Source organism: Metabacillus lacus (assembly GCF_009674805.1).
Classification (GTDB): Bacteria; Bacillota; Bacilli; order Bacillales; family Bacillaceae; genus Metabacillus_C; species Metabacillus_C lacus.
On sequence record NZ_WKKI01000028.1, the window covers coordinates 18,621 to 42,139 of the forward strand.

General features: G+C 43.2%; 22 protein-coding genes. 2 read left to right on the top strand and 20 right to left on the bottom strand.

Translation table 11 applies throughout. From position 1 onward, the window contains the following. Positions 1-33 precede the first annotated feature (33 nt). The 7 genes from GJU40_RS13565 to GJU40_RS13595 all read right to left on the bottom strand — a co-directional run bounded on the left by GJU40_RS13565 (position 34) and on the right by GJU40_RS13595 (position 8,921). Positions 34-1,017 (bottom strand): alpha-ketoacid dehydrogenase subunit beta, encoded by a 984-nt coding sequence (locus GJU40_RS13565; RefSeq protein ID WP_154308518.1) that lies wholly within the window; start codon positions 1,015-1,017, stop codon positions 34-36. Positions 1,018-1,029: 12 nt separating this feature from the next. Further along, on the bottom strand, positions 1,030-2,022 hold the full coding sequence (locus tag GJU40_RS13570) for a thiamine pyrophosphate-dependent dehydrogenase E1 component subunit alpha (RefSeq protein ID WP_154308520.1): 993 nt from the start codon (positions 2,020-2,022) through the stop codon (positions 1,030-1,032). Positions 2,023-2,064: 42 nt separating this feature from the next. Continuing rightward, on the bottom strand, positions 2,065-3,486 hold the full coding sequence (gene lpdA, locus GJU40_RS13575; RefSeq protein WP_154308522.1) for a dihydrolipoyl dehydrogenase: 1,422 nt from the start codon (positions 3,484-3,486) through the stop codon (positions 2,065-2,067). Positions 3,487-3,501: 15 nt separating this feature from the next. Further along, positions 3,502-4,611 (bottom strand): butyrate kinase, encoded by a 1,110-nt coding sequence (gene buk, locus GJU40_RS13580; RefSeq protein WP_154308524.1) that lies wholly within the window; start codon positions 4,609-4,611, stop codon positions 3,502-3,504. A 71-nt stretch (positions 4,612-4,682) separates the two neighbouring features. Next, positions 4,683-5,780, bottom strand: a complete 1,098-nt coding sequence (gene bcd, locus GJU40_RS13585) for a branched-chain amino acid dehydrogenase (protein WP_154308526.1) — start codon at positions 5,778-5,780, stop codon at positions 4,683-4,685. Positions 5,781-5,812: 32 nt separating this feature from the next. Next, a complete protein-coding gene (gene yqiS / locus GJU40_RS13590; RefSeq protein WP_154308528.1) occupies positions 5,813-6,709 on the bottom strand; it encodes a phosphate butyryltransferase in 897 nt (298 codons plus the stop codon). Positions 6,710-6,860: 151 nt separating this feature from the next. Then, complete coding sequence (locus GJU40_RS13595) at positions 6,861-8,921, bottom strand: sigma 54-interacting transcriptional regulator (protein ID WP_154308578.1); 2,061 nt, start codon at positions 8,919-8,921, stop codon at positions 6,861-6,863. A gap of 148 nt (positions 8,922-9,069) precedes the next feature. On the opposite strand from GJU40_RS13595, the gene GJU40_RS13600 reads away from it, so the two are divergent. Next, entirely contained in the window at positions 9,070-9,324 is a 255-nt protein-coding gene (locus GJU40_RS13600) for a DUF2627 domain-containing protein (protein WP_154308530.1), read from the top strand. Here GJU40_RS13600 and GJU40_RS13605 read toward each other — a convergent pair. Continuing rightward, positions 9,317-10,045 (bottom strand): glycerophosphodiester phosphodiesterase, encoded by a 729-nt coding sequence (locus GJU40_RS13605; RefSeq protein WP_154308532.1) that lies wholly within the window; start codon positions 10,043-10,045, stop codon positions 9,317-9,319. The two genes, GJU40_RS13600 and GJU40_RS13605, sit on opposite strands and share 8 nt — an antisense overlap. Before the next feature lie 33 nt (positions 10,046-10,078). Here GJU40_RS13605 and GJU40_RS13610 point away from each other — a divergent pair, with 33 nt between their 5' ends. Beyond that, positions 10,079-10,228 (top strand): YycC family protein, encoded by a 150-nt coding sequence (locus tag GJU40_RS13610; protein ID WP_154308535.1) that lies wholly within the window; start codon positions 10,079-10,081, stop codon positions 10,226-10,228. 70 nt (positions 10,229-10,298) lie between these two features. Here the strand turns inward: GJU40_RS13610 and spo0A are convergent, their stop codons facing one another. The 12 genes from spo0A to nusB form a co-directional block, all read right to left on the bottom strand. Next, a complete protein-coding gene (gene spo0A / locus GJU40_RS13615; protein ID WP_343031551.1) occupies positions 10,299-11,090 on the bottom strand; it encodes a sporulation transcription factor Spo0A in 792 nt (263 codons plus the stop codon). 293 nt (positions 11,091-11,383) lie between these two features. Beyond that, positions 11,384-12,673: a SpoIVB peptidase gene (gene spoIVB / locus GJU40_RS13620; RefSeq protein ID WP_343031552.1), complete on the bottom strand. Its 1,290-nt coding sequence runs from the start codon at positions 12,671-12,673 to the stop codon at positions 11,384-11,386. A 137-nt stretch (positions 12,674-12,810) separates the two neighbouring features. Further along, a complete protein-coding gene (gene recN / locus GJU40_RS13625; protein WP_154308537.1) occupies positions 12,811-14,520 on the bottom strand; it encodes a DNA repair protein RecN in 1,710 nt (569 codons plus the stop codon). Between the two features lie 25 nt (positions 14,521-14,545). After that, positions 14,546-14,995 carry a transcriptional regulator AhrC/ArgR gene (gene ahrC, locus GJU40_RS13630; protein WP_154308538.1) on the bottom strand — a complete coding sequence of 150 codons (450 nt, stop codon included), beginning with the start codon at positions 14,993-14,995 and terminating at the stop codon, positions 14,546-14,548. Positions 14,996-15,215: 220 nt separating this feature from the next. Then, positions 15,216-16,064, bottom strand: coding sequence for a TlyA family RNA methyltransferase (locus GJU40_RS13635; RefSeq protein ID WP_154308540.1), 849 nt, complete (start codon positions 16,062-16,064; stop codon positions 15,216-15,218). A 5-nt stretch (positions 16,065-16,069) separates the two neighbouring features. Then, a complete protein-coding gene (gene dxs / locus GJU40_RS13640) occupies positions 16,070-17,962 on the bottom strand; it encodes a 1-deoxy-D-xylulose-5-phosphate synthase (RefSeq protein WP_154308582.1) in 1,893 nt (630 codons plus the stop codon). A 9-nt stretch (positions 17,963-17,971) separates the two neighbouring features. Further along, complete coding sequence (locus GJU40_RS13645; protein WP_154308542.1) at positions 17,972-18,577, bottom strand: hypothetical protein; 606 nt, start codon at positions 18,575-18,577, stop codon at positions 17,972-17,974. A gap of 806 nt (positions 18,578-19,383) precedes the next feature. Then, a complete protein-coding gene (locus tag GJU40_RS13650; RefSeq protein ID WP_343031553.1) occupies positions 19,384-20,268 on the bottom strand; it encodes a polyprenyl synthetase family protein in 885 nt (294 codons plus the stop codon). Then, positions 20,269-20,511 carry an exodeoxyribonuclease VII small subunit gene (locus GJU40_RS13655; protein WP_154308544.1) on the bottom strand — a complete coding sequence of 81 codons (243 nt, stop codon included), beginning with the start codon at positions 20,509-20,511 and terminating at the stop codon, positions 20,269-20,271. It lies immediately after the preceding gene. Then, entirely contained in the window at positions 20,504-21,856 is a 1,353-nt protein-coding gene (gene xseA / locus GJU40_RS13660; protein ID WP_343031554.1) for an exodeoxyribonuclease VII large subunit, read from the bottom strand. The genes GJU40_RS13655 and xseA overlap by 8 nt, the downstream gene beginning before the upstream one ends. Before the next feature lie 19 nt (positions 21,857-21,875). After that, positions 21,876-22,742 (bottom strand): bifunctional methylenetetrahydrofolate dehydrogenase/methenyltetrahydrofolate cyclohydrolase FolD, encoded by an 867-nt coding sequence (gene folD, locus GJU40_RS13665; protein WP_154308546.1) that lies wholly within the window; start codon positions 22,740-22,742, stop codon positions 21,876-21,878. 16 nt (positions 22,743-22,758) lie between these two features. Further along, a complete protein-coding gene (gene nusB, locus GJU40_RS13670) occupies positions 22,759-23,145 on the bottom strand; it encodes a transcription antitermination factor NusB (RefSeq protein ID WP_154308548.1) in 387 nt (128 codons plus the stop codon). Positions 23,146-23,519 lie beyond the last annotated feature (374 nt).

Genomic DNA, 23,519 nt, shown 5'->3' on the forward strand with positions numbered 1-23,519 from the left:
TATTGTTCCTCCTTGTTTTCGTCAGAAAGACTTTTAATACTCGGCAAGCTTGCGCATTGCCTCTTCCACTTTATCAGGATTGATCATAAAGTACTTTTCCATTGTAGGAGCATATGGCATAGCCGGAATATCCGGGCCGGCAAGCCTCATGATTGGTGCATCAAGATCAAACAGGCAGTTTTCAGCAATAATCGCCGATACTTCCCCCATGATGCTTCCTTCTTTGTTATCTTCTGTTACAAGAAGAACTTTACCTGTTTTAGACGCAGCCTCCATAATCGCTTCCTTATCAAGAGGATACACTGTACGAAGATCCAGCACATGTGCGGAAATGCCGTCTTTAGCAAGACGGTCTGCGGCCTGAAGGGCAAAATGCACGCTCAGCCCGTATGTAATAACCGTGATGTCTTCCCCTTCGCGTTTTATATCCGCCTTGCCGATTGGAAGCACATAATCGTCGGCAGGAACTTCACCTTTGATTAATCTGTAAGCACGCTTATGTTCAAAGAATAATACAGGATCTTCATCTCTGATTGCCGCCTTTAAAAGTCCTTTTACATCATACGGCGTAGACGGCATAACAATTTTTAAGCCAGGCTGATTTGCAAAAACCGCTTCTACAGACTGCGAGTGATACAAAGCACCATGCACACCGCCTCCATAAGGTGCACGAATCACCATCGGGCAGCTCCAGTCATTATTGGAACGGTATCTAATGCGCGCAGCTTCCGAAATGATCTGATTTACTGCAGGCATGATGAAATCCGCAAACTGCATCTCAGCAATCGGCCTCATGCCATGCATGGCTGCACCGATTCCTACCCCTGCGATAGCTGATTCTGCCAAGGGAGCATCAATAACTCTTTCCTCTCCAAATTGATCATACAGTCCTGCAGTCGCTTTAAAAACGCCGCCTTTTTTTCCAACATCCTCACCCAAAATAAACACGCTTGAATCTCGTTCCATTTCTTCGCGGATGGCCATTGTTACAGCATCAATATAAGAAATTACCGGCATGTTGCTTCCCCCTTACTCTGCGTACACATATTTTAACGCTGTTTCAGCTTCCGCGTATGGAGCGTTCTCAGCATATTCTGTTGCTTCATTCACTTCATTCATGATTTCTTCCAGTATGCTCTTATCCAGCTCTTCTGAAAGAACACCTGTATCTCTCAAATAAGCGGCAAAGATTGCAATAGGGTCGTTTTTCTTTGCTTCTGCCACTTCCTCAGCTTCACGGTAGCTTCTGTCATCATCATCACTGGAGTGAGGAGTCAAACGATAGGAAATGGCTTCAATTAAAGTTGGACCTTCTCCTCTTCGACCGCGTTCTGCAGCTTCTTTGACAACCTTGTACACTTCCAGCGGATCATTTCCATCTACTGTATAGCCAGGCATTCCGTAACCGATTGCCCTGTCTGATACTTTTTCACAGGCAACCTGCTTCTCATAAGGTACTGAAATAGCATATTTATTATTTTCACACATAAAAATAACCGGAAGCTTATGAACACCTGCAAAATTAGCACCTTCATGAAAGTCACCCTGATTGGATGATCCTTCTCCAAACGTCACAAATGTTACAAGATCCTCATTTTTCAGCCTTCCTGCTAAAGCAACTCCAACGGCATGGGGAACCTGCGTTGTTACAGGAGAAGAACCTGTTACAATCCGGTTTTTCTTTTGCCCGAAATGACCCGGCATTTGGCGGCCTCCTGAGTTCGGATCTTCTGCCTTCGCAAATCCGGACAGCATCAATTCTCTTGCAGTCATCCCAAAAGTAAGGACAACTCCCATATCACGATAGTAAGGAAGTACAAAATCTATATCCTTATTCAGAGCAAATGCTGCGCCTACCTGGGCAGCCTCTTGTCCCTGGCATGAAATAACGAAAGGAATTTTCCCAGAGCGATTCAGCAGCCACATACGCTCATCAATTTTTCGCGCCATTAACATTGTTTTATACATGTCCAAAACGTCCTGGTCTTTCAGTCCAAGCGCCTGGTGACGATTTTCTGCCATTTTCCAGCCTCCTGTCGGCTGCAGTGCAGCCATTTCTTAAGTTTAAGAGTGTATTGCTTTACCATCTACAGCAAGTGCGGCTTCTCCAATTGCTTCAGAGAGTGTAGGATGCGGGTGAATAGTATGGGCAATTTCCCATGGTGAGGCATCAAGCACCCTCGCAAGACCCGCTTCGGAAATCATATCTGTTACATGAGGCCCGATCATATGGACTCCTAATAAGTCTTCATTTTCTTCATTCACAACCAGCTTGACAAAACCTTCAGATTCTCCAAATACAAGAGCTTTTCCGACTGCTTTGAAAGAGAATTTTCCCGTTTTAACGGAATAGCCTTTTTCCTTAGCTTCCTTTTCCGTATAGCCGACGCTGGCAACTTCAGGTGTGGAATAGACACATTTAGAAACCATTGAATAATCAATCGGCAAAGGATTTTCACCGGCAATATGCTCCACTGCCACAATTCCTTCATGAGACGCAACATGTGCAAGCTGCAGGCCGCCGATAACATCGCCAATTGCATAAATATGCGATTCTTTTGTTTGGTAATATTCGTTCACTTCGACAAAGCCTTTTTGAATTACCATGTCTGTGTTTTCTATTCCAATACCCTCTACATTCGCCTGCCGTCCTACAGATATCAGCAGCTTTTCTGCAGAAAAGCTTTCGCTGCTCCCTGACAGCTCTGCACTGATCTCAACTCCGTCTCCAGTTTGAAGTGTTTCTGGAAGAACTTTGGCACCTGTTACGACATTCACGCCTTTCTTCTTAAGCAGGCGCTGCATTTCTTTTGAAATCTCTTCGTCTTCTGTTGGAAGTACGACATTGCTGTACTCAAGAATGGTTACGCTGACCCCAAAGTCTGAGAGCATGGAAGCCCACTCAACGCCGATAACACCGCCTCCGACAATGATCATTGACTCTGGCAGTTTCTCCAGCTTTAAAGCATCGTTGGAAGACAAAACGTATTTTCCATCTATCGCAAGACCAGGCAGGGACTTAGGTCTCGAACCTGTGGCAACAATAACATTTTTCGGAATAAGCATTTCGTTTTCATCACCATTGTTCATTTCAACAGAAATTGTTCCAGGCATAGGAGAAAAAATAGATGGACCGAGAATTCTGCCTGTTCCTTCGAACACATCAATTTTCCCCTGCTTCATCAAATGCTGAACTCCTTTGTAAAGCTGATTCACTATTCCCTGTTTACGCTCTTGAACTTTGGTAAAGTTTAACTCAACATTTGCTGTTATCACACCGAACTCTTCAGAGCGCTTTGTCTGGGCATATACTTCAGCACTTCTCAACAGCGCTTTGCTGGGTATACAACCATTGTGAAGACACGTTCCGCCAAGCTTGCCCTTTTCTACTACTGCAACTTTTAAGCCAAGCTGAGACGCGCGGATTGCTGCAACATATCCGCCCGTTCCTCCGCCTAAAATGACCAAATCATATTCTGTAGCCAATTGCTTCTCCTCCTTTTAACTGAATACTTTTTGAATCACCCGGTCGCCGGGGTATTGTTTCGCTGATTCTTCTCCGGAAAGTACCCGGAGCGCTCCCTCCGCAAGTGCCTGAAGCTCATTCTCTCCAGGATACACAATCACATCTGCAATCCAGTCAATGTAGGAGGATATATCTTTCACAAAATCCTTGCCGTAAGAGAGTCCGCCAGTAAGAACGATTGCATCTACTTTGCCTTTTAACACAGTGCTTGCTGAACCGATTTCCTTAGCGATTTGATAGGCCATTGCACTGAAAACAAGCTTTGCTTTTTCATCTCCTGCTTTAATCATCTGTTCCACTTTTACAGCATCATTCGTTCCCAGATAGCCTACGAGTCCACCCTGTCCAACAAGCTGTTTCATGATTTCTTCGCGGTAATATTCTCCTGAGTAGGACAGAGCCACAAGGTCTCCTGCCGGAACTGTTCCCGCACGCTCAGGACTAAAAGGTCCGTCGCCGTGAAGGCCGTTGTTCACATCTATCACTCGGCCCTGCTTATGCACGCCTACCGTAATTCCGCCCCCCATATGGGTGATAATCAAATTCAACTCACTATATTTTTTCTGAAAGCCGGCAGCTACTCTTCTTGCAACAGCCTTTTGGTTCAGCGCATGAAAAATACTCTTTCTTTCAATGGAAGGAACACCAGAAAGTTTTGCAATCGGCTCCATTTCATCCACGACAACCGGATCTACAATAAAGGAAGGAATGTTAAGGCCTGAAGCAATTTCATATGCTAGAATGCCGCCAAGATTGGAAGCATGCTGCCCTGCATAGCCGTTTCTTAAATCTTGAAGCATTGTTGAATTCACTTCATATGTACCGCCTTCAATCGGCCTGAGCAATCCTCCCCGCCCGCATACTGCGTCAAGCTTAGAGATATTCATCCCTTCCTGATCAAGGGTTTCTAAGATGGTTTGTTTCCTGAATTCATATTGGTCTATGATGCTGTCATAGGAATTTATTTTTTCTGCATCATGGCGAAGCGTCTTTTCAAAAATGGACCTTTCATTATCATAGACACCGATTTTAGTTGAAGTTGATCCAGGGTTAATGACAAGGATTCGATATTCTTTTGCTTGCAACGTAATAAACCTCCGATTTAAGTGTGGCCGGAGCAGAGAACGCTCCGGCGTATGTTTTCAGCAATCTTTCATTAAGAGCGGTGGCGAAGAATATGCTGGCTGTTCAGCAAAAACTGGCTGCGTGAATTTCTCATTCTCTCAATACGTTCTTCTGCAAGACGATCAGCAGCGGCGTATGTTGGAATAGAGTCACGTTTAGAAATCTCGATAACCCGCTCGATATTGCTGTAGATTCCTTCAACGCGTTTTAATGCGCGGTCTCGGTTGTAGCCGTAAAGTTCGTCCGCGACATTGATTACGCCGCCTGCATTGATCACATAATCCGGCGCATACACAATGCCCATTTCATGAATTTGATCGCCATGGCGTGTTTCACGAAGCTGGTTGTTCGCAGCGCCGGCAATTACTTTTGCTTTCAATAGAGGAATTGTTGAATCATTAATAGTTGCGCCAAGAGCACATGGGGCATAAATATCACATTCAACACTGTAAATATCCTCAGGATCAACAGCTTTTGCCCCGAACTCATCCACTGCACGCTGAACAGCTTCTTTATTAATATCTGTCACAATCAGCTGAGCACCCTCTTCGTGCAGATAGCGGCATAAATTGTACGCTACGTTTCCGACACCCTGTACGGCAATCACTTTACCTTCCAGTGAATCTGTCCCAAAAGCTTCTTTGGCTGCCGCCTTCATACCGCGGTACACTCCGTAAGCAGTCACTGGTGAAGGATTTCCTGAAGAACCGAATGCAGGAGAAATTCCTGTAACAAAATTTGTTTCTTCATGAATAAGATCCATGTCAGCAACAGTTGTTCCAACATCCTCTGCTGTGATATACCTTCCATTCAGCCCCTGAATGTAGCGGCCGAATGCACGGAACATTTCTTCATTCTTGTCTTTGCGGGGATCTCCGATAATGACTGTTTTTCCGCCGCCAAGATTCAGGCCTGCTGCTGCATTTTTATAAGTCATTCCCTTTGCAAGGCGCAGGGCATCTTCAATTGCTGCCTCTTCTGATTCATATGTCCACATCCGCGTCCCGCCCAAAGCAGGTCCCAAAGTCGTATCATGGATGGCGATAATTGCTTTTAAACCTGATTGTTTATCCTGGCAAAAAACAAGCTGTTCGTAATCATACGTTTCCATATATTTAAAAATTTCCATTTTGTCTTCCTCCTCAGAATCGTTAGCAATATTTATTTTTCTGTTGAACATATGGCGAGCGCCAAAGAAAATAATTTACTTTCGGCTGTATCCGCCCTGCTTGTAAGAACGATCGGCGCTTTTGCCCCGGAAATAACAGCTCCAACTTTAGCTTGAGCAAAATAAATGAGAGATTTATAAAGTGCGTTACCTGTTTCAATATTTGGAACCAGCAGGATATCGGCTTGTCCTGCCACCCTTCCGTCAATTCCTTTATGCTTAGCGGCTGCAGGGGAAATCGCGTTATCAAGTGCCAGCGGACCGTCAACGATGCAGTGCTGAATTTGCCCGCGCGCATTCATTTGTGACAGCGCTGCTGCATCAAGAGTCGCCTGCATGCTGGGATTAACAACCTCAACCGCCGCCAAAGGCGCCACCTTTGGCGTAGTAATACCGATTGAAACTGCAACTTCCACAGCATTTTGAATAATCTGCACCTTTTGCTGCAAATCAGGTTCTATATTCATCGCAGCATCGGTTATCGTGATGAGCCGTTCGTAGCCGGGAATTTCAAATACAGCTGTATGGGAAAGGACTCTGCCTGTTCTTAATCCAAACTCCTTATTCAAGACAGCTTTTAAGATAACAGCAGTAGCAACATTCCCTTTCATCAAAACTTCCGCTTCTTTTTGGGCAACTGCTTTTACCGCAAGCTCTGCAGCCGCCGCAGGGTGATCAGCGTGTACCACTGATACCTTCTCAGCCGGCACGCCCTCTTTTTTCATCAAGTTTGCTATGGCAGTTTGATTCCCGAACAATATAAAATGCGCAAGTTCCTTTTCAATTCCCTGCGCAACCGCAGACATCACTTCTTCATCTTCAGCTGCTGCTACAGCTATTGTCCGTTTAGGAAGCGCTGCTGCTTTGATTAATAAATCTGTCAATGTCAATCCATTCAGTCCTTCCCTGCCGTTTTCCCCACACTATTTCTATATGCAAGAACTGTGCCAACTTTAGTTTTTGAAGAAAACGCTTTATCATCTGCTTTTAAAAAATAACAACCATGCAATATATTGCGTATTGTGCAAATTTTTGCGTGCATTATTTTGCGATATTATATTTTTCCATTTTATAATACAGGCTTCTTAGGGAAATTCCTAACGCCTTAGCTGTGTTAGTTCTGTTGTAACCGTTGTTTTCCAAGGCTGCCCTGATGATTTTGGCTTCCTGCTCTTCCATCAGGTCTGCCAGAGCAGCTCCCTCTGGCCAAATATCTGCTTCAGCTTGTGCTTTATGCAGTTTGCTTCTGCTTTCCGTTAACGGCGGCAGATGTTCAGCCCCTATGAAAGTTTCACTAAGATTCATGAAGATAATGGCCCTTCCCAGAACATTCTCCAGTTCGCGCACATTTCCCGGCCATTCATATTTCATGAATGTTTCCATCGCCTTTTGCTCCACACCCGAAATATTCCTGCCGTAATCCTGGTTCAGCTTCCGAATGAGGTGAGAGCACAGAGAGGGAATATCACCTTTTCTATTTCTAAGGGGAGGAATGGAAATTGGATAGCGGTTCAGCCTGTAATACAAATCTTCCCGAAAGGAACCGAGGGCCATCGCCTTTTCAATATTCACGTTGGTTGCCGCAATCACCCTGACATTAATGGGCAGAGGTTTGGTTCCTCCAACTCTGACAATTTCTTTTTCCTGAAGCACCCTTAACAGTTTTGCCTGCATGCTTGCTGAGAGTTCGCCAATCTCATCCAGGAAAATGCTTCCATTGTTTGCTTCTTCAAAGAAGCCTCTTTTCCCGCCTCTTTTCGCTCCTGAAAATGCACCTTCTTCATAGCCAAACAACTCGCTTTCCAGGAGGTTTTCAGAAATAGCCGCACAGTTGACTCTTATAAATTTGTTATATTTTCGGTCGCTGCCATTGTGTATAGCATGTGCAAATAATTCTTTTCCCGTTCCTGACTCTCCCCTTAAAAGGACGGTCGCAGGAGTTTTCGCACCAAGCTTGGCCTGTTCCACAGCAACCTGCATCTCTTCACTGCCTCCGATAATATCAGCAAATGAATATTTCGCTTCCAGCGTCCGGATGATTTGCCGCGCTCTGTTTAACTCCGCAGTCAAGGTCTGAATTTCAGAAACATCATGAATGACACCTACACTGCCCTTCAGGATGCTGTCAACAATTATTGGAGCGACATTCACGAGTACCTCTCTTTTATGAGGCCCAACCTTCATTCTCGCTCCCCTGACAGGCCTTCTTGTTTGAAGGACTCTAACATGCATGCTGTCCCCTTCAGAAATGTCAATATCAGCAGGCTTTCCGATTACCTGATCTTCCGTCAGCCCTGTCATCCTTGTATACGCTGGATTGATCAGCAGACCCCTGCCCTCTTCATCCACTACAGAAATGGCCTCATCTGAAGATTGGATAATCGCCTGCAGCATTGTTTGTATTTCTTTAAGGTTGGTAATTTCCTCCGCCAGCTGAACAACCTCTGTGATGTCTTTAAAGAGAGAAAGAGCACCGAGCAGATGGCCGGTATCATCAATAATCGGCATTCTTGTGGAGATAATTTTCAATCCATTTTCAAGTATCTGCTCCTGATTGTATTCAGCCTCCCGCGTCTCAAGGATGGAGGGGAGTTTGCTTGAAGGAACAATTTCCTGAATTTTGCGGCCCAAGACCTCATTTTTGCTTTTACCGGTAATTTGTTCTGCAGTTTTATTAAATAAAAGTATTGTTTCTTCTGTATCTATAAATATCATGCCGTCGTTCGTACTGTTAAAGATCGTATCGTGCTTATAAGTTTCTTCTCTCAGCCGGGTGATGAGCGACTGTTTTTCCTCTATCAAGTCTGTAATAATATGAGCTACTGCACCCGGAATAATGACAGTTTTGCTGCTTCTTAATGTTAACAGAGACTGCAGGACATCCTCGCTGCCAGTTGCCTCAATCACGATGTCTATCTGATCTGACATTAACGGCTTCCAATCTTTACTGGTTAAAATCCCCAGATTTCTTGCATATGTAATACCGGGAGCGTTTTCATTAATGTCTACAACCGCAATCACTTCCATCTTCTGCGTTTCATAGATCATTCGAAGCAAAGCAGTTCCCCCGATTCCTGCTCCCACTAACATAACCCGCTGCATCATCAAAACCCCTTTATTGAATACAATTGCACAGGTAAATAATGTATATGCAATTTATTGCACATAACTATCATATCATGTTTTCATACCTTGACAAATCCTTTTTTGGAGAAGAAAATAATTTATATCAAGAATAAGGGGCTATGAAATGTCTAGAATCACAGCATTACTGATCATGGTTATACCAGGGGTACTGGCAGCTTACGGGATTAAATTAATGAGAGATATGCTTTTCGGCATATTGCAGCCGCCTATTCCCTTTTTGTGGCTCCAATTTTTAATTGGTCTAATATTGTTCGCGGGCGGACTTAGTTTTGTAGCAGGCTTTGTTTTTTACAGGGATAAAAAAAGAAATAAAGTTCAGGCCAAATTTCAGAAAAAAAAATCCCTGCCATCTAAGTAGCAGGGATGAGTACTCTCGCTTTTTCCGGATAATCTGTAAAAAAGCCGGAACAATTTTGCTCGTAAAGTTCCTTCATAATTGCTTCATTGTTAACAGTAAAGGGCCTGACAGAAATCCCTCTTGCCTGAGCACTAACAATAATATCCCTGTTAACAGCATAAACATGCGGGTGCAGAGCCCCGGCTTTGAGCTTAGCTGCATATTCCCACGGCTTATACAGTCCTTCAGAATACAGCACGCCCAGCTCAATCTCTTCTGACAATTCTCTGCATTTTGCAAGACTGTAATGATTGAATGAAGAAAGTATTGCTGCTTTCTCCATTTGAAAATTACGGATGATCTTAATCACTTTTTCTTCAATACCCTCATAATCAATAATTCCGTTCTTCAGCTCTATGTTGACAAGAAAATGAGGGATCGAGGCAGCCCATTGCAGTACTTCTTCCAGCAGAGGGATAGGCGCATGACCTGCATAATCAGCAAACTTGTAGCTGGCATCAGCCTTACTGAGTTCCCTGTATGAAAAGTCTTTTACAAAACCCTTAAGGTTTGTTGTTCTGTCCAGCTTCTCATCATGAATAACGACAATTTGGCCGTCACTCGACATTTGTACATCCAGCTCAATGCCATCTGCACCCGCTTCAAAAGCAGCTTTAAAAGAAACCATTGTATTTTCAGGGCACGTACCTGCAGCCCCTCTATGTCCAAAAATCTGAGTCAATTTCAACACCGCCTTATAGATAGGAGATAAATAATGAGACCTTTACAAATTTCAGCTGAGACAGCTGAATTGCTTTCAAAAAAACTGGGTATACCACTTCATGAGCTCATGCATATGCCTCAGCATATTTTGCTTGCAAAGCTGGCAGAGGCAGAAAAGGAACAAGATCAGAAAAACAGTTGAAAAGAAATGATAAAAAATTCAAAGGCCGGAAAATGCTTCCGGCCTCTTTCGTTTACTCATTCTAACCCTTTCAAGAAGCTTTATGCTCCAGGCGAAGCTTATCGGCCACCATGGCGATAAACTCGGAGTTAGTAGGTTTTGCTTTTGACATGCTGACGGTATAGCCGAACAGCGATGAAATGGATTCAATATTTCCGCGGCTCCAGGCAACTTCAATCGCATGACGAATTGCCCTTTCTACACGGCTGGCTGTTGTATTATATTTTTTCGCGATATCAGGATACAATACCTTTGTGATAGACCCGAGAAGTTCAATATCATTATATACCATCGAGATAGCTTCTCTTAGATAAAGATAGCCTTTAATATGAGCAGGAACACCAATTTCATGGATAATGCTTGTAATGCTCGCATCCAGGTTAAGCCCCTTTTTCTCACTTTGAGACCTGAGGACAGAGCTTGTAGAACGTTTTAGGATTGGCTGGCTGTTTCCACTAATCTGGCGGACATGACTTGCAAGGTTTTCCATGTCAAATGGCTTTAGGATGAAATATGAAGCACCAAGGTCCACAGCTTTTTTCGTGACATCCTCTTGACCAAATGCAGTCAGCATAATGACATTGGGCTGTTTCTCTTTATCCTGCATACGCATCTTTTCAAGAACGCCCAGTCCGTCTAAATGAGGCATGATGATATCAAGAATCAATACATCAGGGCTTTTATCATTCAGCAAGTTCAGGCAGTCCTGGCCGTTATAAGCCACTCCAAGAACTTCCATATCCTCCTGACTTGAAATATACTCATCAAGAAGAGATACCAATTCCCTATTATCATCTACTATACAAACTTTAATTTTTTCCACGCAAATGTCCTCCTCAGTGTCATGCTATCTCAACATGCTTTGTTCTTTATGAAATTTTCGACAATTCGGTTCAAATACCTTTTAAAATTAGAAAAAAACTCTAAAAATATAATTATCTTTGTTTTTCTTCAAATTACTCCGTTTTTCGACTTCTTTGTCAATTTTTCCAAATGAGACCAGTTTTGTCGAATCACATCTTTATGACCTATTCTACATGAGATATCCACTGAAATAAAGGAAAAATTAGACCGTATTTACCAGCAAAAGAAAAACTGCAGAATCTTCTTCTGCAGTCAGCTTGCTTCTTTTTTAGGAGCTTTTTCATATATATCAATACCCGCTTCACTCAGCATCCATTCAATATGGACACCATATCCGCTTGCAGGGTCATTGACAAAAACATGTGTCACGGCACCTACAAGTTTTCCATCCTGTATGATGGGGCTTCCGCTCATGCCCTGTACAATACCGCCAGTTTTTCCGATGAGTTCTTTATCCGTTATTTTAATGACCATTCCTTTGGTGGCAGGAAACTTTTGAGGAACAGCACTGATAATTTCTACATCAAATTCCTCTACTTTGTCATCGTTCACGACCGTCAGTATTTTCGCAGGCCCTTCTTTTACTTCATGCGACAAGGCAATTGGAAGAGCTTTATCCATAATTCCATTCTCAATGCCCTCATCCAGCTTGCCGAATATACCAAACGGACTGTTTTTCGTAATATTTCCGATTATTTTTCTATCTTCTGAGAAGCGGGCCAGCTTTTCACCCGGATTTCCATTGCTTCCTTTTTCAATAGAGGTTACTGTTGAGCGGACAATTTGTCCGTCCTGGACAACAATAGGCTTTTTTGTATCCATATCGGATATGACATGTCCCAGAGCTCCATATTTCTTTGATTGAGGATCTATGAATGTCATCGTTCCAATACCTGCAGCTGAGTCTCTGATATACAAGCCGATTCTGAAGGCATCATCATTCACATCTTTAAGGGGGACCAGTTTCGCTTGAATTTCTTTATTGTCTCTTGAAATAACTAAATTCAAGGGTTCACCTGTTTTTCCTGCTTCCTGAATAAAAGGAGTGACATCATTCATTTTTTCAATTTTGGTTCCATTGATGTTGGTGATAATATCCCCAACCTGTACCCCGGCAATCTCGCCTGGAGATTGTTTGCCTTTAGCCGTTGTTACCTCATGATGTCCGACAACGAGCACTCCGAGAGAATTCAGCTTGACACCTATTGACTGTCCGCCCGGAATTACTTTAAAGTCCGAGAGAACTTTTACCTGAGTCTTTTTAACGGGTATGCCTGCTATATCAAAAACAAGTTGTGCTTCTCCGCTGTTTTTTCCTGCCAGTACGAGCTGATCTCCTGACTGCTGCAGTGAGAAGGCTTGGCTGGCGTCTGGTGAAGCTGCAACTGCCGAAGCATTTACCATGGTACTTTCCTGGTTTTCAAATACCGTTACATTTTTCGGTATTGCCAGGTATTCTTTAAAAGGATGAACAAAACCTAAGCTTGTTAGAAATACAAGGAGAATTACACCTGTTATTTTTCTAATATTTTCTACATTCACTTTTTCACTCTCCTCGCTCCTAACCCACACACCATTCCTTCTTCGATGGCTACATCCTTTAATTTTGCCTACAGCTGCAGGTTTTATAACTGGAAACTAAGAAGACAGTAAAAAAACTGCCCTTAGGCAGCTTATAATCAGTTTTTGGCAGCAGAAGCCAGCAGCAAAAGTTCCTTTGCGTGCTTTCGGGTTAAATCCGTTACTTCTACTCCTGCGATCATCCGGCCGATTTCCCGGATTTGCTGATCTTTTTTTAGTGCTTTTACGCTGGTGGTTGTCCGGCCGTTATGTTCCTCTTTTGAGATATACAGATGTGTATCCGCCATAGCTGCAACTTGAGGGAGATGGGTGATGCACAATACTTGTGATCCAACGGCAACCCTGTAAATTTTTTCGGCAATTGACTGTGCAACTCTTCCGCTCACACCGGTGTCCACCTCATCGAATATAATGGATGTCACACCTTGATGTTCAGAAAAAATACTCTTCATCGCAAGCATGATTCTGGAAAGCTCACCGCCTGAAGCAGTTTTTGACAAAGGCTTCAGCGGCTCTCCCGGATTTGTAGACAAGTAAAACTCTGGTGAATCCATTCCGTCCTGTTTAAAAAAGGAGGCTTTTACCTCACCGCTCTGTTTACTTTTATCTTCAAAGTGAACTTCAAATTTCGTTTTTTCCATGTACAATTCCTTTAATTCCCGTTCTATTTCATTCTTCAGTGAAGCTGCAGCCTTTTTCCTCACAGATGTCAGATGCTGTCCTTCTACTAACAAATCCGCTTCAACCGAGTCCAGCTCTTTTTTTAAGTTGGCAATATGGCTGTCCCTGTTTTGAATACTGTCAATTTCCTCTTCAATGGCTGCTGCGTATTCCAGAATGGCTTCGACATTGTGGCCGTATTTTCTTTTCAGCTGTGAGATTTCATTCAGCCTGCTTTCAATAATATCCAGGCGGTTAGGATCAAACTCAAGGGAATCAAGCTCGTTTCGAAGGCTGTATGACAATTCTTCAAGCATATAGTAATGGTTGGACATCGTTTCTGACATTTCTTTCAGTTTTTCATTTATGCCTGCAACATCTTCAAGGGAGCTCATTCCAAGCCCAATCCAGTCGAGCGCTTTTTGTTCACCATGCAGTGCATTATAAGCATTTTGAAGGGAGTCATATATCTTTTCGAAATTGGCTATCTGCCGTCTTTCTTCTTCGAGCTCTGTATCCTCGCGCAGCTGTAATTCTGCTTTTTCTATTTCCTGCAGCTGAAAGGAAATTAGATCAAGCCGGTGAGCCATCTCCTGTTCATTTTCAGAAATTTGCTTTAGTTTTTTATTCAATTGAGTATATTGCTTATAAATTTCCTGATAATTTTGAAGTGCAGAAAATACCTCGGCCGCTCCATACTGATCAAGAAGCTCCAGATGATTTTCTTCATTCATCAGCTCCTGGTTATCATGCTGGCCGTGTATGTCAACAAGAAGCCGGCCGATCTCCCTAAGTATAGCCAGAGTTACCAATTTGCCATTTACCCGGCAGATGCTTTTACCCGAACTGGATATATCCCTTCTTAATACGACCATTCCATCCCCGGCTTCAATCCCCAGTTCTTCACATTTCTTAAAACACGGGTGGCCGTCTTCTTCGAGGAGGAACAAACCTTCCAGTTCAGCGCGTTTTTCTCCATATCTGACAAACTCGGAGGAGCCTCTTCCTCCTGCAAGCAGGTGTATGGCGTCTATCATAATGGATTTACCTGCTCCTGTCTCACCGGTCAGCACGGTCATTCCTTTTTCTAATGAAACAGACAGGGACTCGATGATTGCAAAGTTTTTAATGGAAAGTTCCGCTAACAATCAGAATCACACCTCTACTACTTTTTTAAAGCATTTCCAGAAATTTCACAGAAACTTTCGCCGTTTCCTCTGGCGTCCGGCAAATGATAAGGATGGTATCATCTCCGCAGATAGTGCCCAGTATTTCATCCCAGTCAAGGTTATCAATCAATGCTCCTATCGCGTTTGCATTGCCGGGAAGTGTTTTCATCACAAGCATATGGCCTGCTGAATCAATTTTCACAAACGCGTCCATCAGGGATCGCTTCAGCTTGGCCAGCGGATTAAATCGCTGATCGGCAGGCAGACTGTATTTGTACCTTCCATCCATCATTGGAACCTTTACAAGATGAAGTTCTTTTATATCTCGAGATACTGTTGCCTGAGTAACATTAAAGCCGTCGCTTTTCAGAATATCTACCAGCTCGTCTTGAGTCTCAATTTCATTGCTGGTAATAATTTCTCTAATCTTTATATGTCTCTGCCCTTTATTCATGCAGCACCCCTTGTAATTTGCAAAAAAACTCTATTGCATGTTTATACCCTTTATGTTATATGATTCATCCAAAAAAGTACATGTTTTGTTTAAGCTGTTTTTGTGATCATAAGAAAAACAGTTGTTATCATGTTCTTCTCCAAATTTTCTTATACCTTATTGTTTACCCGTTCATTTCAACATGATTCATACATAAAAAAAGGAAAGAAAGCTGCTGCTTTCATTCCCCTGTTTCTTCTTTATTTTTTTCTTTCAGTTCTGCATGTGCTGCATCCACTACTTCAGGAATCGATGCGGGCAAATGCACTCCGCCGGTTGTTCCTTCACTCTTTGACAACAGGTGAAGAAGAAATTCAATATTTCCGTCTCCTCCTGTTATTGGTGAAAAGGATAGGTCTACACAGTCATATCCTGCTTCAGAAGCAAAAGAAACAATGTTTTGCAGAACTGAAATATGAACAGATTTTTCCCTTACAATCCCTTTTTTCCCAACCTGATTTTTTCCGGCTTCAAACTGCGGTTTTACAAGGGCGATAACATCCCCCCCGGGAATCAGGATATTTTTGAGCGCCGGCAGGATAAGCTTTAAGGAAATAAAAGAAACATCAATTGTTGCAAACTCCGGCATTCCTTGCTGAAAGTCAGCAGGAGAAGCGTATCTGAAATTTGTTCTCTCCATGACTGTTACCCGCTCATCCTGCCTAAGCTTCCATGCAAGCTGATTATAACCTACGTCTACAGCATAAGATCTTTTGGCACCATTTTGCAGGGCGCAATCTGTGAAACCGCCTGTGGAGGAACCAATGTCCAAAAGAATTTTGTCCTGAATATCAACTTTAAACTCCTTGAGAGCTTTTTCAAGCTTCAGCCCTCCCCGGCTTACATAAGGAAGGACTTTGCCTTTAACATTCAGGTTGATATCTCGTGCAACCTTTTCACCTGGTTTATCCAGCCTGTCTTCTTCCGAGTAAACAATACCAGCCATAATCGCCCTTTTTGCTTTTTCCCTCGTTTCAAACAGGCCGCGCTCAACCAGCAGTACATCTATTCTTTCTTTATTAGAGGCCATATTAGTTAAATCCTTTTTTCTGTGATGGGTGTCATGCTGATAATTCTTTGAACAGCAGAATCCGCGGTTAAATGAATCTCCTCAAGCAGTTTCGCTACGCTTCCATGCTCTATAAATTCATCCGGTATGCCCATTCGGTCAATCACTGCGCCATAATATTTGTGCTCCTGGGCAAATTCCAGTACAGCACTGCCAAAACCGCCCTGCAAAACCGCTTCCTCTATCGTTAGAATCGGAAGTTTTTCGGATAATATACTATGCATCATTTCATTGTCAAGCGGCTTGATGAACCTTGCATTCACAACCCGGACGAATATTTCCTGCTCAGCAAGTTTTTCGGCAGCTTCCATAGCCATCCCGATTGTCGTGCCAAAAGTAAGAATGACTGCATCGCTTCCTTCTCTTAACACTTCCCAGGATCCTATTGGAATTGCTTTTAAATTCTTATCCATTTCAACCCCGAGGCCGTTTCCTCTGGCAAACCTCATAGCAATTGGCCCCAAGTCATAATCAATGGCTGTTTTCACCATATGCTGCCCTTCATTTTCATCCTTAGGCATCATCAATACCATGTTTGGTATATGCCTTAAAAACGCAATGTCAAAGACACCCTGATGCGTTTCTCCATCTGCTCCAACCAGGCCGGCTCTGTCAACACCGATAAACACATTTAAATTCTGCCTGCAGATATCATGAACAACCTGATCATAAGCTCTTTGAAGGAAAGTCGAGTAAATCGCCAAAAACGGCTTCATATTTTGAGTTGCGAGCCCTGCTGCCATAGTAGCCGCATGCTGTTCGGCAATACCAACATCATACATCCGGTCAGGAAATTCCGATGCAAACCCTTCCAGTTTTGATCCTACAGGCATTGCCGGTGTGATCGCAACAATTCGTTCATCCGTTTTCGCGAGCTTTCTGACAGTTTCACTGACCAGGCCGCTCCAAGAAGGGCCTTTGGTTGAAGACTTCACAAAATCGCCGGTTTCCATTTTATAAGGGCCTGTCCCATGCCATGTTCCGACAGTATCAGTTTCTGCAGGCTGATAGCCTTTGCCCTTTTTCGTAATGACATGGAGAAGCACAGGTCCTTTTGTTTTCTTGGCATAGCGGAGATTTTCCTGAAGATCTTCAAAATTATGTCCGTCTACCGGACCCAGATATGTAAAGCCTAGTTCTTCAAAGAAAACACCTGTAACCAAAAGATATTTTAAGCTGTCTTTTACGCGCTCAGCAGTACTCGCGAGCGCACCGCCTACAGCAGGAATCTTTTTAAGCAGAAGTTCAAGCTCATCTTTTACCCAGTGATATTTACCTGCCGTTCTCAGACGGCCAAGGACGTTGTGCAAAGCGCCTACATTCGGTGCGATGGACATTTCATTGTCGTTTAAGATGACAATCATATCTTTTTTTTCGTGGCCTATATGATTTAGTGCCTCCAGAGCCATTCCGCCTGTTAACGCACCATCTCCAATAATAGGTATAACAAAGTCTTTAGTCTTTTTCAGGTCTCTTGCAATTGCCATTCCCATGCCTGCAGAGAGAGATGTTGAGCTGTGCCCTGTTTCCCATACATCGTGTTCGCTTTCATTTCTTTTTGGAAACCCGCATAACCCTTTATGCTGACGCAAAGTATCAAATTCACAAGCACGCCCGGTAAGGATTTTGTGGACATACGATTGATGCCCGACATCCCATATAAACTTATCATCAGGGCTGTTGAAAATCTTATGAAGAGAGATGGTCAGTTCCACCACTCCTAAATTGGGACCGATATGGCCGCCAGTGACTGACAGCTTTTCGATTAAAAATTGCCGAATCTCAGCACTAAGCTTTTCTAGCTCATTATTCGACATTTTTTTTAAGAATTCCGGATTTTTAATCGATAAAAGATCCAATCGGATCACTCACTTTCGACTGTTATTTCGTTTCTTTTTCTTTTTATCATTTAATAAGCTTATGTTAAACCGCTTTTCGAGCAAATAAAACAGCTTACCGACCTGATATATTATATCAGTTGAAAATCTGATTGCAATTGACTTGCCAAAGGCCTTGCCGCCCACTGTCATAGCTGCAATCACACTTGTGAATATCACAGATATAACGAGCTGCTGATAGGAAGCTTCCCCAAATTGAAAGCTGAATGACAACTGAACAACTACAATAGCTGAGGCTGTCCCGCTGATAATCCCTGATATATCTCCAATAACGTCATTACAGAAACTCGCAAATCTGTCGGCATTTCTAATAATGACGATAGCCTGTTTCGCTCCATCCACTTTTTTGGATGCCATAGCATGAAACGGCACTTCATCTGCTGCTGTTGCTGCTATACCAAGCATATCAAAGAAGACACCAATTAGTACAATAATAAATACAATTCCCATGCCGATCGCCCAGCCAACGCCGCCCAGCGTTGCAGTAGCTACAACTGAAAAAATAGCCGCTAACACAAATGTGATAACGGCAATTCCCAAACTCCAATTTATAGAATCTCTGAATAAATCTTTCATAAGGTTATATTCGCACCTAACTTAACAAATTATGTATGCGGAGTGGTCATGGATAAAGTAAAAATTACGGCTTAGGTCCAGTAGGTTTTCCCAAGCAGGTACCGAGCGTTGCCACTCTGGCGGTTTCCCTTTAAACCTCCCTTAGCATTGTCACCAGATGCTAGACTGGATTACCACTTAGTCCGTACTATAATCCCTTATCATGCCACATTGAACAGTCTAGGAGATTTCCTCAACAGCCCTTAACCCATTCCTATCCTCTTTTGCAGAGCTGATTTCATCCGGTATATAAAGCCGCCGCCATTGGCCATATGGCTGTTGCTGTATGGAACCGAAATCCCCTCAAACTCCACTCAAGGCAGGCTACGCTGCACTAATCCATTTTCCTTTAGTAAGAAAAATAAATTCGATAGCAGGTTTTATACCCTTATTTTATATCAAATAAATCAAATAAAATAAGGGCCTCCGCGGAAAGAGGGTCTACGCCCACATGCCATTGTGGATCGCCCTCAAACCTTAACTCCCGGCATCAGCCCAAGGCTGGGCGCCTCAAGCCGACACAAGGAACTTCATCGATGTGCCCTTTAGCGGATTTTTAGGCCCGCCCTCGGAACAGGTAGGCTGACTAGAATACTGCACCACTCCTGAAAATGTAACTTAATTATAGCATATTTATGTGGTAATCTCAAAGTGCAGAACTTATTAGTATGCCCTTTTACAGGGAAGCGTATACAAAAAATCAACTTTTCAGCTGCAGATATATGTGCAAGCGCAAAAAAAGAGCATATGTTATGCCCTTGTAATGGTTAATGATCTCTTTCTGCAACCAGTCGGCATAAACCCTTTAATAAGAAAGAGTCTATGTTCAGGGACTTCAGAAGATTTAAAGCTTTTTCAATGTGTTCATTGAGCTTTTCTCTTGCACCGTCCGCTGCCAGCAGAGATGGATATGTTGTTTTTTCGTTCACGCTGTCTGAGCCGACAGGTTTCCCAATTTTCTCTTCAATTCCTTCAATATCCAGCAGGTCGTCCTTAATTTGAAAGGCTATACCAATGTGAAAAGCAAATTCCCTGAGTTTTTTTATATCAGCTTCCGGCGCATCCGAGAGTATTCCCCCGGCAACTGCACTGAACTGAAGCAGGCGGGCTGTTTTATGTTCATGGATGTATTGAAGCTGTTCCAGGGTTAACGCCGCTGATTCACCTTCCATATCTGCCACCTGTCCACCGGCCATTCCTTCAGCTCCTGAAGCTTTGACAAGTTCGCTGATCAGCCTGACCTTTATTTCAGCAGGGATTCTGTTCCCAGACTCTGCAAGGAGTGCAAAGCTCTGCGTTAAAAGGCCGTCGCCTGCCAATACGGCAAGTGCCTCTCCGTACACCTTATGGTTGGTAGGCTTTCCTCTCCTTAAATCATCATCATCCATGCAGGGAAGATCATCATGGATGAGAGAATAAGTATGAATCATCTCTACCGCACATGCCGCGTCTACACCAATGCTTTCATCCTTGCCGTACGCATTCAGGACAGCAAGAAGCAGTACTGGGCGAAGTCTCTTGCCTCCTGCCTGCAAGGAATAATTCATAGAAGACTTCAGCGAAGAAGGAGCTTTCAATTCCTCGATATAAGATGGAAGCTTATCCTCAATGAGCTGTTTTCTCGTTTCTAGAAATGTTAAAAAGTCAGGCACTTATTCTTCCTCTCCCATCATAAAGGGTTCTGTTTCACCGTCTTCCTTCAGAATGGATTCCATCCTATGTTCAACTTTTCTCAGCTTGTCGTGGCAGAGCTTGGACAAGGCCATTCCCTTTTGAAAATAGTCGATTGCTTTTTCCAGAGGCACATCCCCTTCTTCAAGCTTTCCAACGATTACATCAAGCTGGCTCATAGCCTCTTCAAAAGACAATTCTTCCTGTTTATCTTTTTCACCCATTTTTCTCACGCTCCTCTATTTCCTTCACTTCACAGTGGAGAATTCCATCCTGCAGCCGGACTTTGATATGATCGCCGGGAGTGACATTCTCTTTTGTTTTTAAGAGTTGTTCTTTCTTATAAACAAGGCTGAATCCCCGTTCCATCACCTTTAGAGGGCTCAAAGCCTCCAGCTTGGAGACGCCTGCTTCAAACTCCGACTGTTTTCCCTTGAGCTTCAGCACCATTTCTCTTTGCAATTTCTTATTCAGCGCTTGATGAAGTTCAGCTGCACGCTGAATCTGCATGTGAGGATGTACAGTTTTCAGCCTGCTGCTGCTTTCCTTGAAGGCATTCTGTTTTTTCTCCAGCGCACGGAGGCTTCCCCTCTGAAGTCTCTCCAACATGGCATCGAGCTGCTGCTCTTTTTGTTCATACAGCTGCCTTGGAAAACGGAAGGCGTAAGACTTTTGAAGGCGGTCAAGCCTTTCCCTCTCTGCAGACATTTTTTCATTCATTCTCCGTGTTAACATGGTTGTCCTGTTTGATATACGCTCTGCCAGCTCGCTGAAGTGGGGAACTGCAAGCTCAGCAGCGCCCGTAGGAGTAGGAGCTCTCAAATCAGCCACAAAATCCGCGATTGTAAAATCCGTTTCATGTCCGACAGCAGAAATGACAGGGATTTTCGACTTAAAGATTTCTCTGGCTACTGCTTCTTCATTAAAGCCCCAAAGTTCCTCAATAGATCCTCCGCCCCGCCCTACAATCAGCACATCGAGATCCTTAACAGCATTCGCTTTAGCAATCGCATCCGCTACCGATTTCCCGGCATTAACACCCTGTACCAGGGCCGGGATGATTAATACCCTGGCAATTGGATATCTTCTTTTGATAGTTGTTATAATATCACGGACAGCCGCCCCTGTTGGAGAGGTAATAACGCCAATTTGGGAAGGATAACGGGGAATGGGCTTTTTATGCACAGGATCAAACAGCCCCTCCTTCTCAAGCTTCTTTTTCAGCTCTTCATATGCAAGATATAAACTTCCAATTCCATCAGGCTGCAATTCTTTTGCATAAATCTGATATCCTCCGCTGGATTCATATACGGCAATTTCTCCGCGAAGCAGTACCTTCATTCCGTTTTCCGGCCGGAATTTCAGGGAACGGTTTTGGCCTGCAAACATCACACCCTGAATTCTGGCATTTTCATCCTTGAGGGTAAAATACATATGTCCCCTGCTGTGCATTTTCAGATTGGACAATTCCCCTTTTACCCAAATATCCTGCAAATGCGGATCCACATCAAATTTGCGCTTTATATATTTCGTCAGGGCTGTAACCGTTACATGCTTAATATCGCTCACTAAAATGCCTCCCGTGCCTTTACCTTGAGGTTTTCTCTGATAAAAATTGTTTGGCTGCTTTTACAGTATTGTAGGCCAGCATTGCAATTGTCATCGGCCCGACACCGCCCGGAACAGGCGTAATATAGCCGGCAACCTGCTTTGCTTCTTCAAAGTCAACATCGCCTGTGAGTTTGCCGTTGTCCATTCGGTTGACTCCAACATCAATGACAACCGCTCCCGGCTTTATATCTATCCCTTTTATCAAGTGTGCTTTACCGGCTGCAGCAATAAGAATATCAGCCTGCCTTGTATATTCTGATAAATTTTTTGTTCGTGAATGGCAGTAAGTGACGGTTGCATGCTGATCCAAAAGCAGCTGGCCGACCGGTTTCCCAACAATATTGCTTCTCCCGACAACGACCGCATGCTTTCCTTCGGGAGAGATGCCTTGAGATGACAACAATTTCATAATGCCTGCAGGTGTGCAGGATAAGTAAGTATCCTCACCCGCCAGCATTTTTCCTGTATTTAACGGATGAAATCCATCAACGTCCTTTAAAGGAGAAATCCTTTCAATTACAGCTTTTTCTTCAATATGCTTAGGAAGAGGTAGCTGAACCAGGATGCCATGAAAGGACTCATGCTCGTTATAATAGTCGATTTTCTCTAATAATTCCTGCTGCGTTGCGGATTCCGAAAGATGGTTCAGTGTAAAGTGTATGCCGGTTTCTTCAGATGCCTTTTGTTTACCTTTTATGTATGATAGAGAAGCAGGATCATTTCCAACCAATATCACAGCCAGTCCCGGCACGACATTCTCTTGTTTAAGTTTTTCTACTTCTTCGCTCAGTTCAGCGCGCACCTTTTGTGCCACTTCTTTACCATTGATAATAGATGCCAACATACAATCTCCTCCGCTTTTATAAAGAATTTTTCACGTTAGAGAGCACGCCATTGACAAATCGGCTTGAAGAGTCGTCACCGAACGTTTTTGAAAGTTCAATCGCTTCATCAATTGACACTGACACAGGAATTTCTTCCATGAATCTCATTTCAAAGACAGACATTCTAAGTACGGCACGGTCAACATTAGCTAGACGTTCAAGAGTCCACTTTACCAGATGGGGTTTGATAAGAGCATCAATTTCTTCCTGATGCTTCAGTGTCCCATTTACAAGCGTTTCTAAAAATGGATCGTTTTCCTTTCCGTCCAATGCATGCTGGATGGCCTCTGATGGCTCAATCCCGCTTACATCAATTTGAAATAATGCCTGCAAGGCTACTTCTCTAGCTGTTCTGCGTTTCATTGTTTTAACTCCTTCAATTGTGGTTCGAATGTCTTAAACAGATAATAACATATAACAAAGTGGAAAAAAACCGTAAATATACTGTTTTCCTCTTGAATTCCGAATGTTATTACCCTGCGTTTATTAATCATTCGCTTTTTATTGTTTAATGGTTTTTTACTTAGTACTTGCTGAGGAAACTGGTTAAGCACCATTTTTCAGTTAATAGACGTCACATATCCATTTAATTTGATATGGCGGTAAAAAAAGCCGGGAATAGCCGGAGACATTCCGTCTCTTAGCGTTTACTATCGTACAAACGGGGTTTCATCAGCATAGCCGTAAAGTTTCTGCTTATTTTTCTTAAAAAAGTGATTCTCTGGACGTATGAGAAA

Excerpts from the sequence above, each read along its gene's own strand:
- GJU40_RS13565 (WP_154308518.1), bottom strand. The coding sequence starts at position 1,017 with ATGCCGGTAATTTCTTATATTGATGCTGTAACAATGGCCATCCGCGAA.
- GJU40_RS13570 (WP_154308520.1), bottom strand. The coding sequence starts at position 2,022 with ATGGCAGAAAATCGTCACCAGGCGCTTGGACTGAAAGACCAGGACGTT.
- bcd (WP_154308526.1), bottom strand. The coding sequence starts at position 5,780 with ATGGAAATTTTTAAATATATGGAAACGTATGATTACGAACAGCTTGTT.
- GJU40_RS13595 (WP_154308578.1), bottom strand. The coding sequence starts at position 8,921 with ATGCAGCGGGTTATGTTAGTGGGAGCAGGAATCGGGGGAACTGCTTTG.
- GJU40_RS13600 (WP_154308530.1), top strand. The coding sequence starts at position 9,070 with ATGTCTAGAATCACAGCATTACTGATCATGGTTATACCAGGGGTACTG.
- GJU40_RS13610 (WP_154308535.1), top strand. The coding sequence starts at position 10,079 with ATGAGACCTTTACAAATTTCAGCTGAGACAGCTGAATTGCTTTCAAAA.
- ahrC (WP_154308538.1), bottom strand. The coding sequence starts at position 14,995 with ATGAATAAAGGGCAGAGACATATAAAGATTAGAGAAATTATTACCAGC.
- GJU40_RS13635 (WP_154308540.1), bottom strand. The coding sequence starts at position 16,064 with ATGGCCTCTAATAAAGAAAGAATAGATGTACTGCTGGTTGAGCGCGGC.
- GJU40_RS13645 (WP_154308542.1), bottom strand. The coding sequence starts at position 18,577 with ATGAAAGATTTATTCAGAGATTCTATAAATTGGAGTTTGGGAATTGCC.
- GJU40_RS13655 (WP_154308544.1), bottom strand. The coding sequence starts at position 20,511 with ATGGGTGAAAAAGATAAACAGGAAGAATTGTCTTTTGAAGAGGCTATG.
- folD (WP_154308546.1), bottom strand. The coding sequence starts at position 22,742 with ATGTTGGCATCTATTATCAATGGTAAAGAAGTGGCACAAAAGGTGCGC.
- nusB (WP_154308548.1), bottom strand. The coding sequence starts at position 23,145 with ATGAAACGCAGAACAGCTAGAGAAGTAGCCTTGCAGGCATTATTTCAA.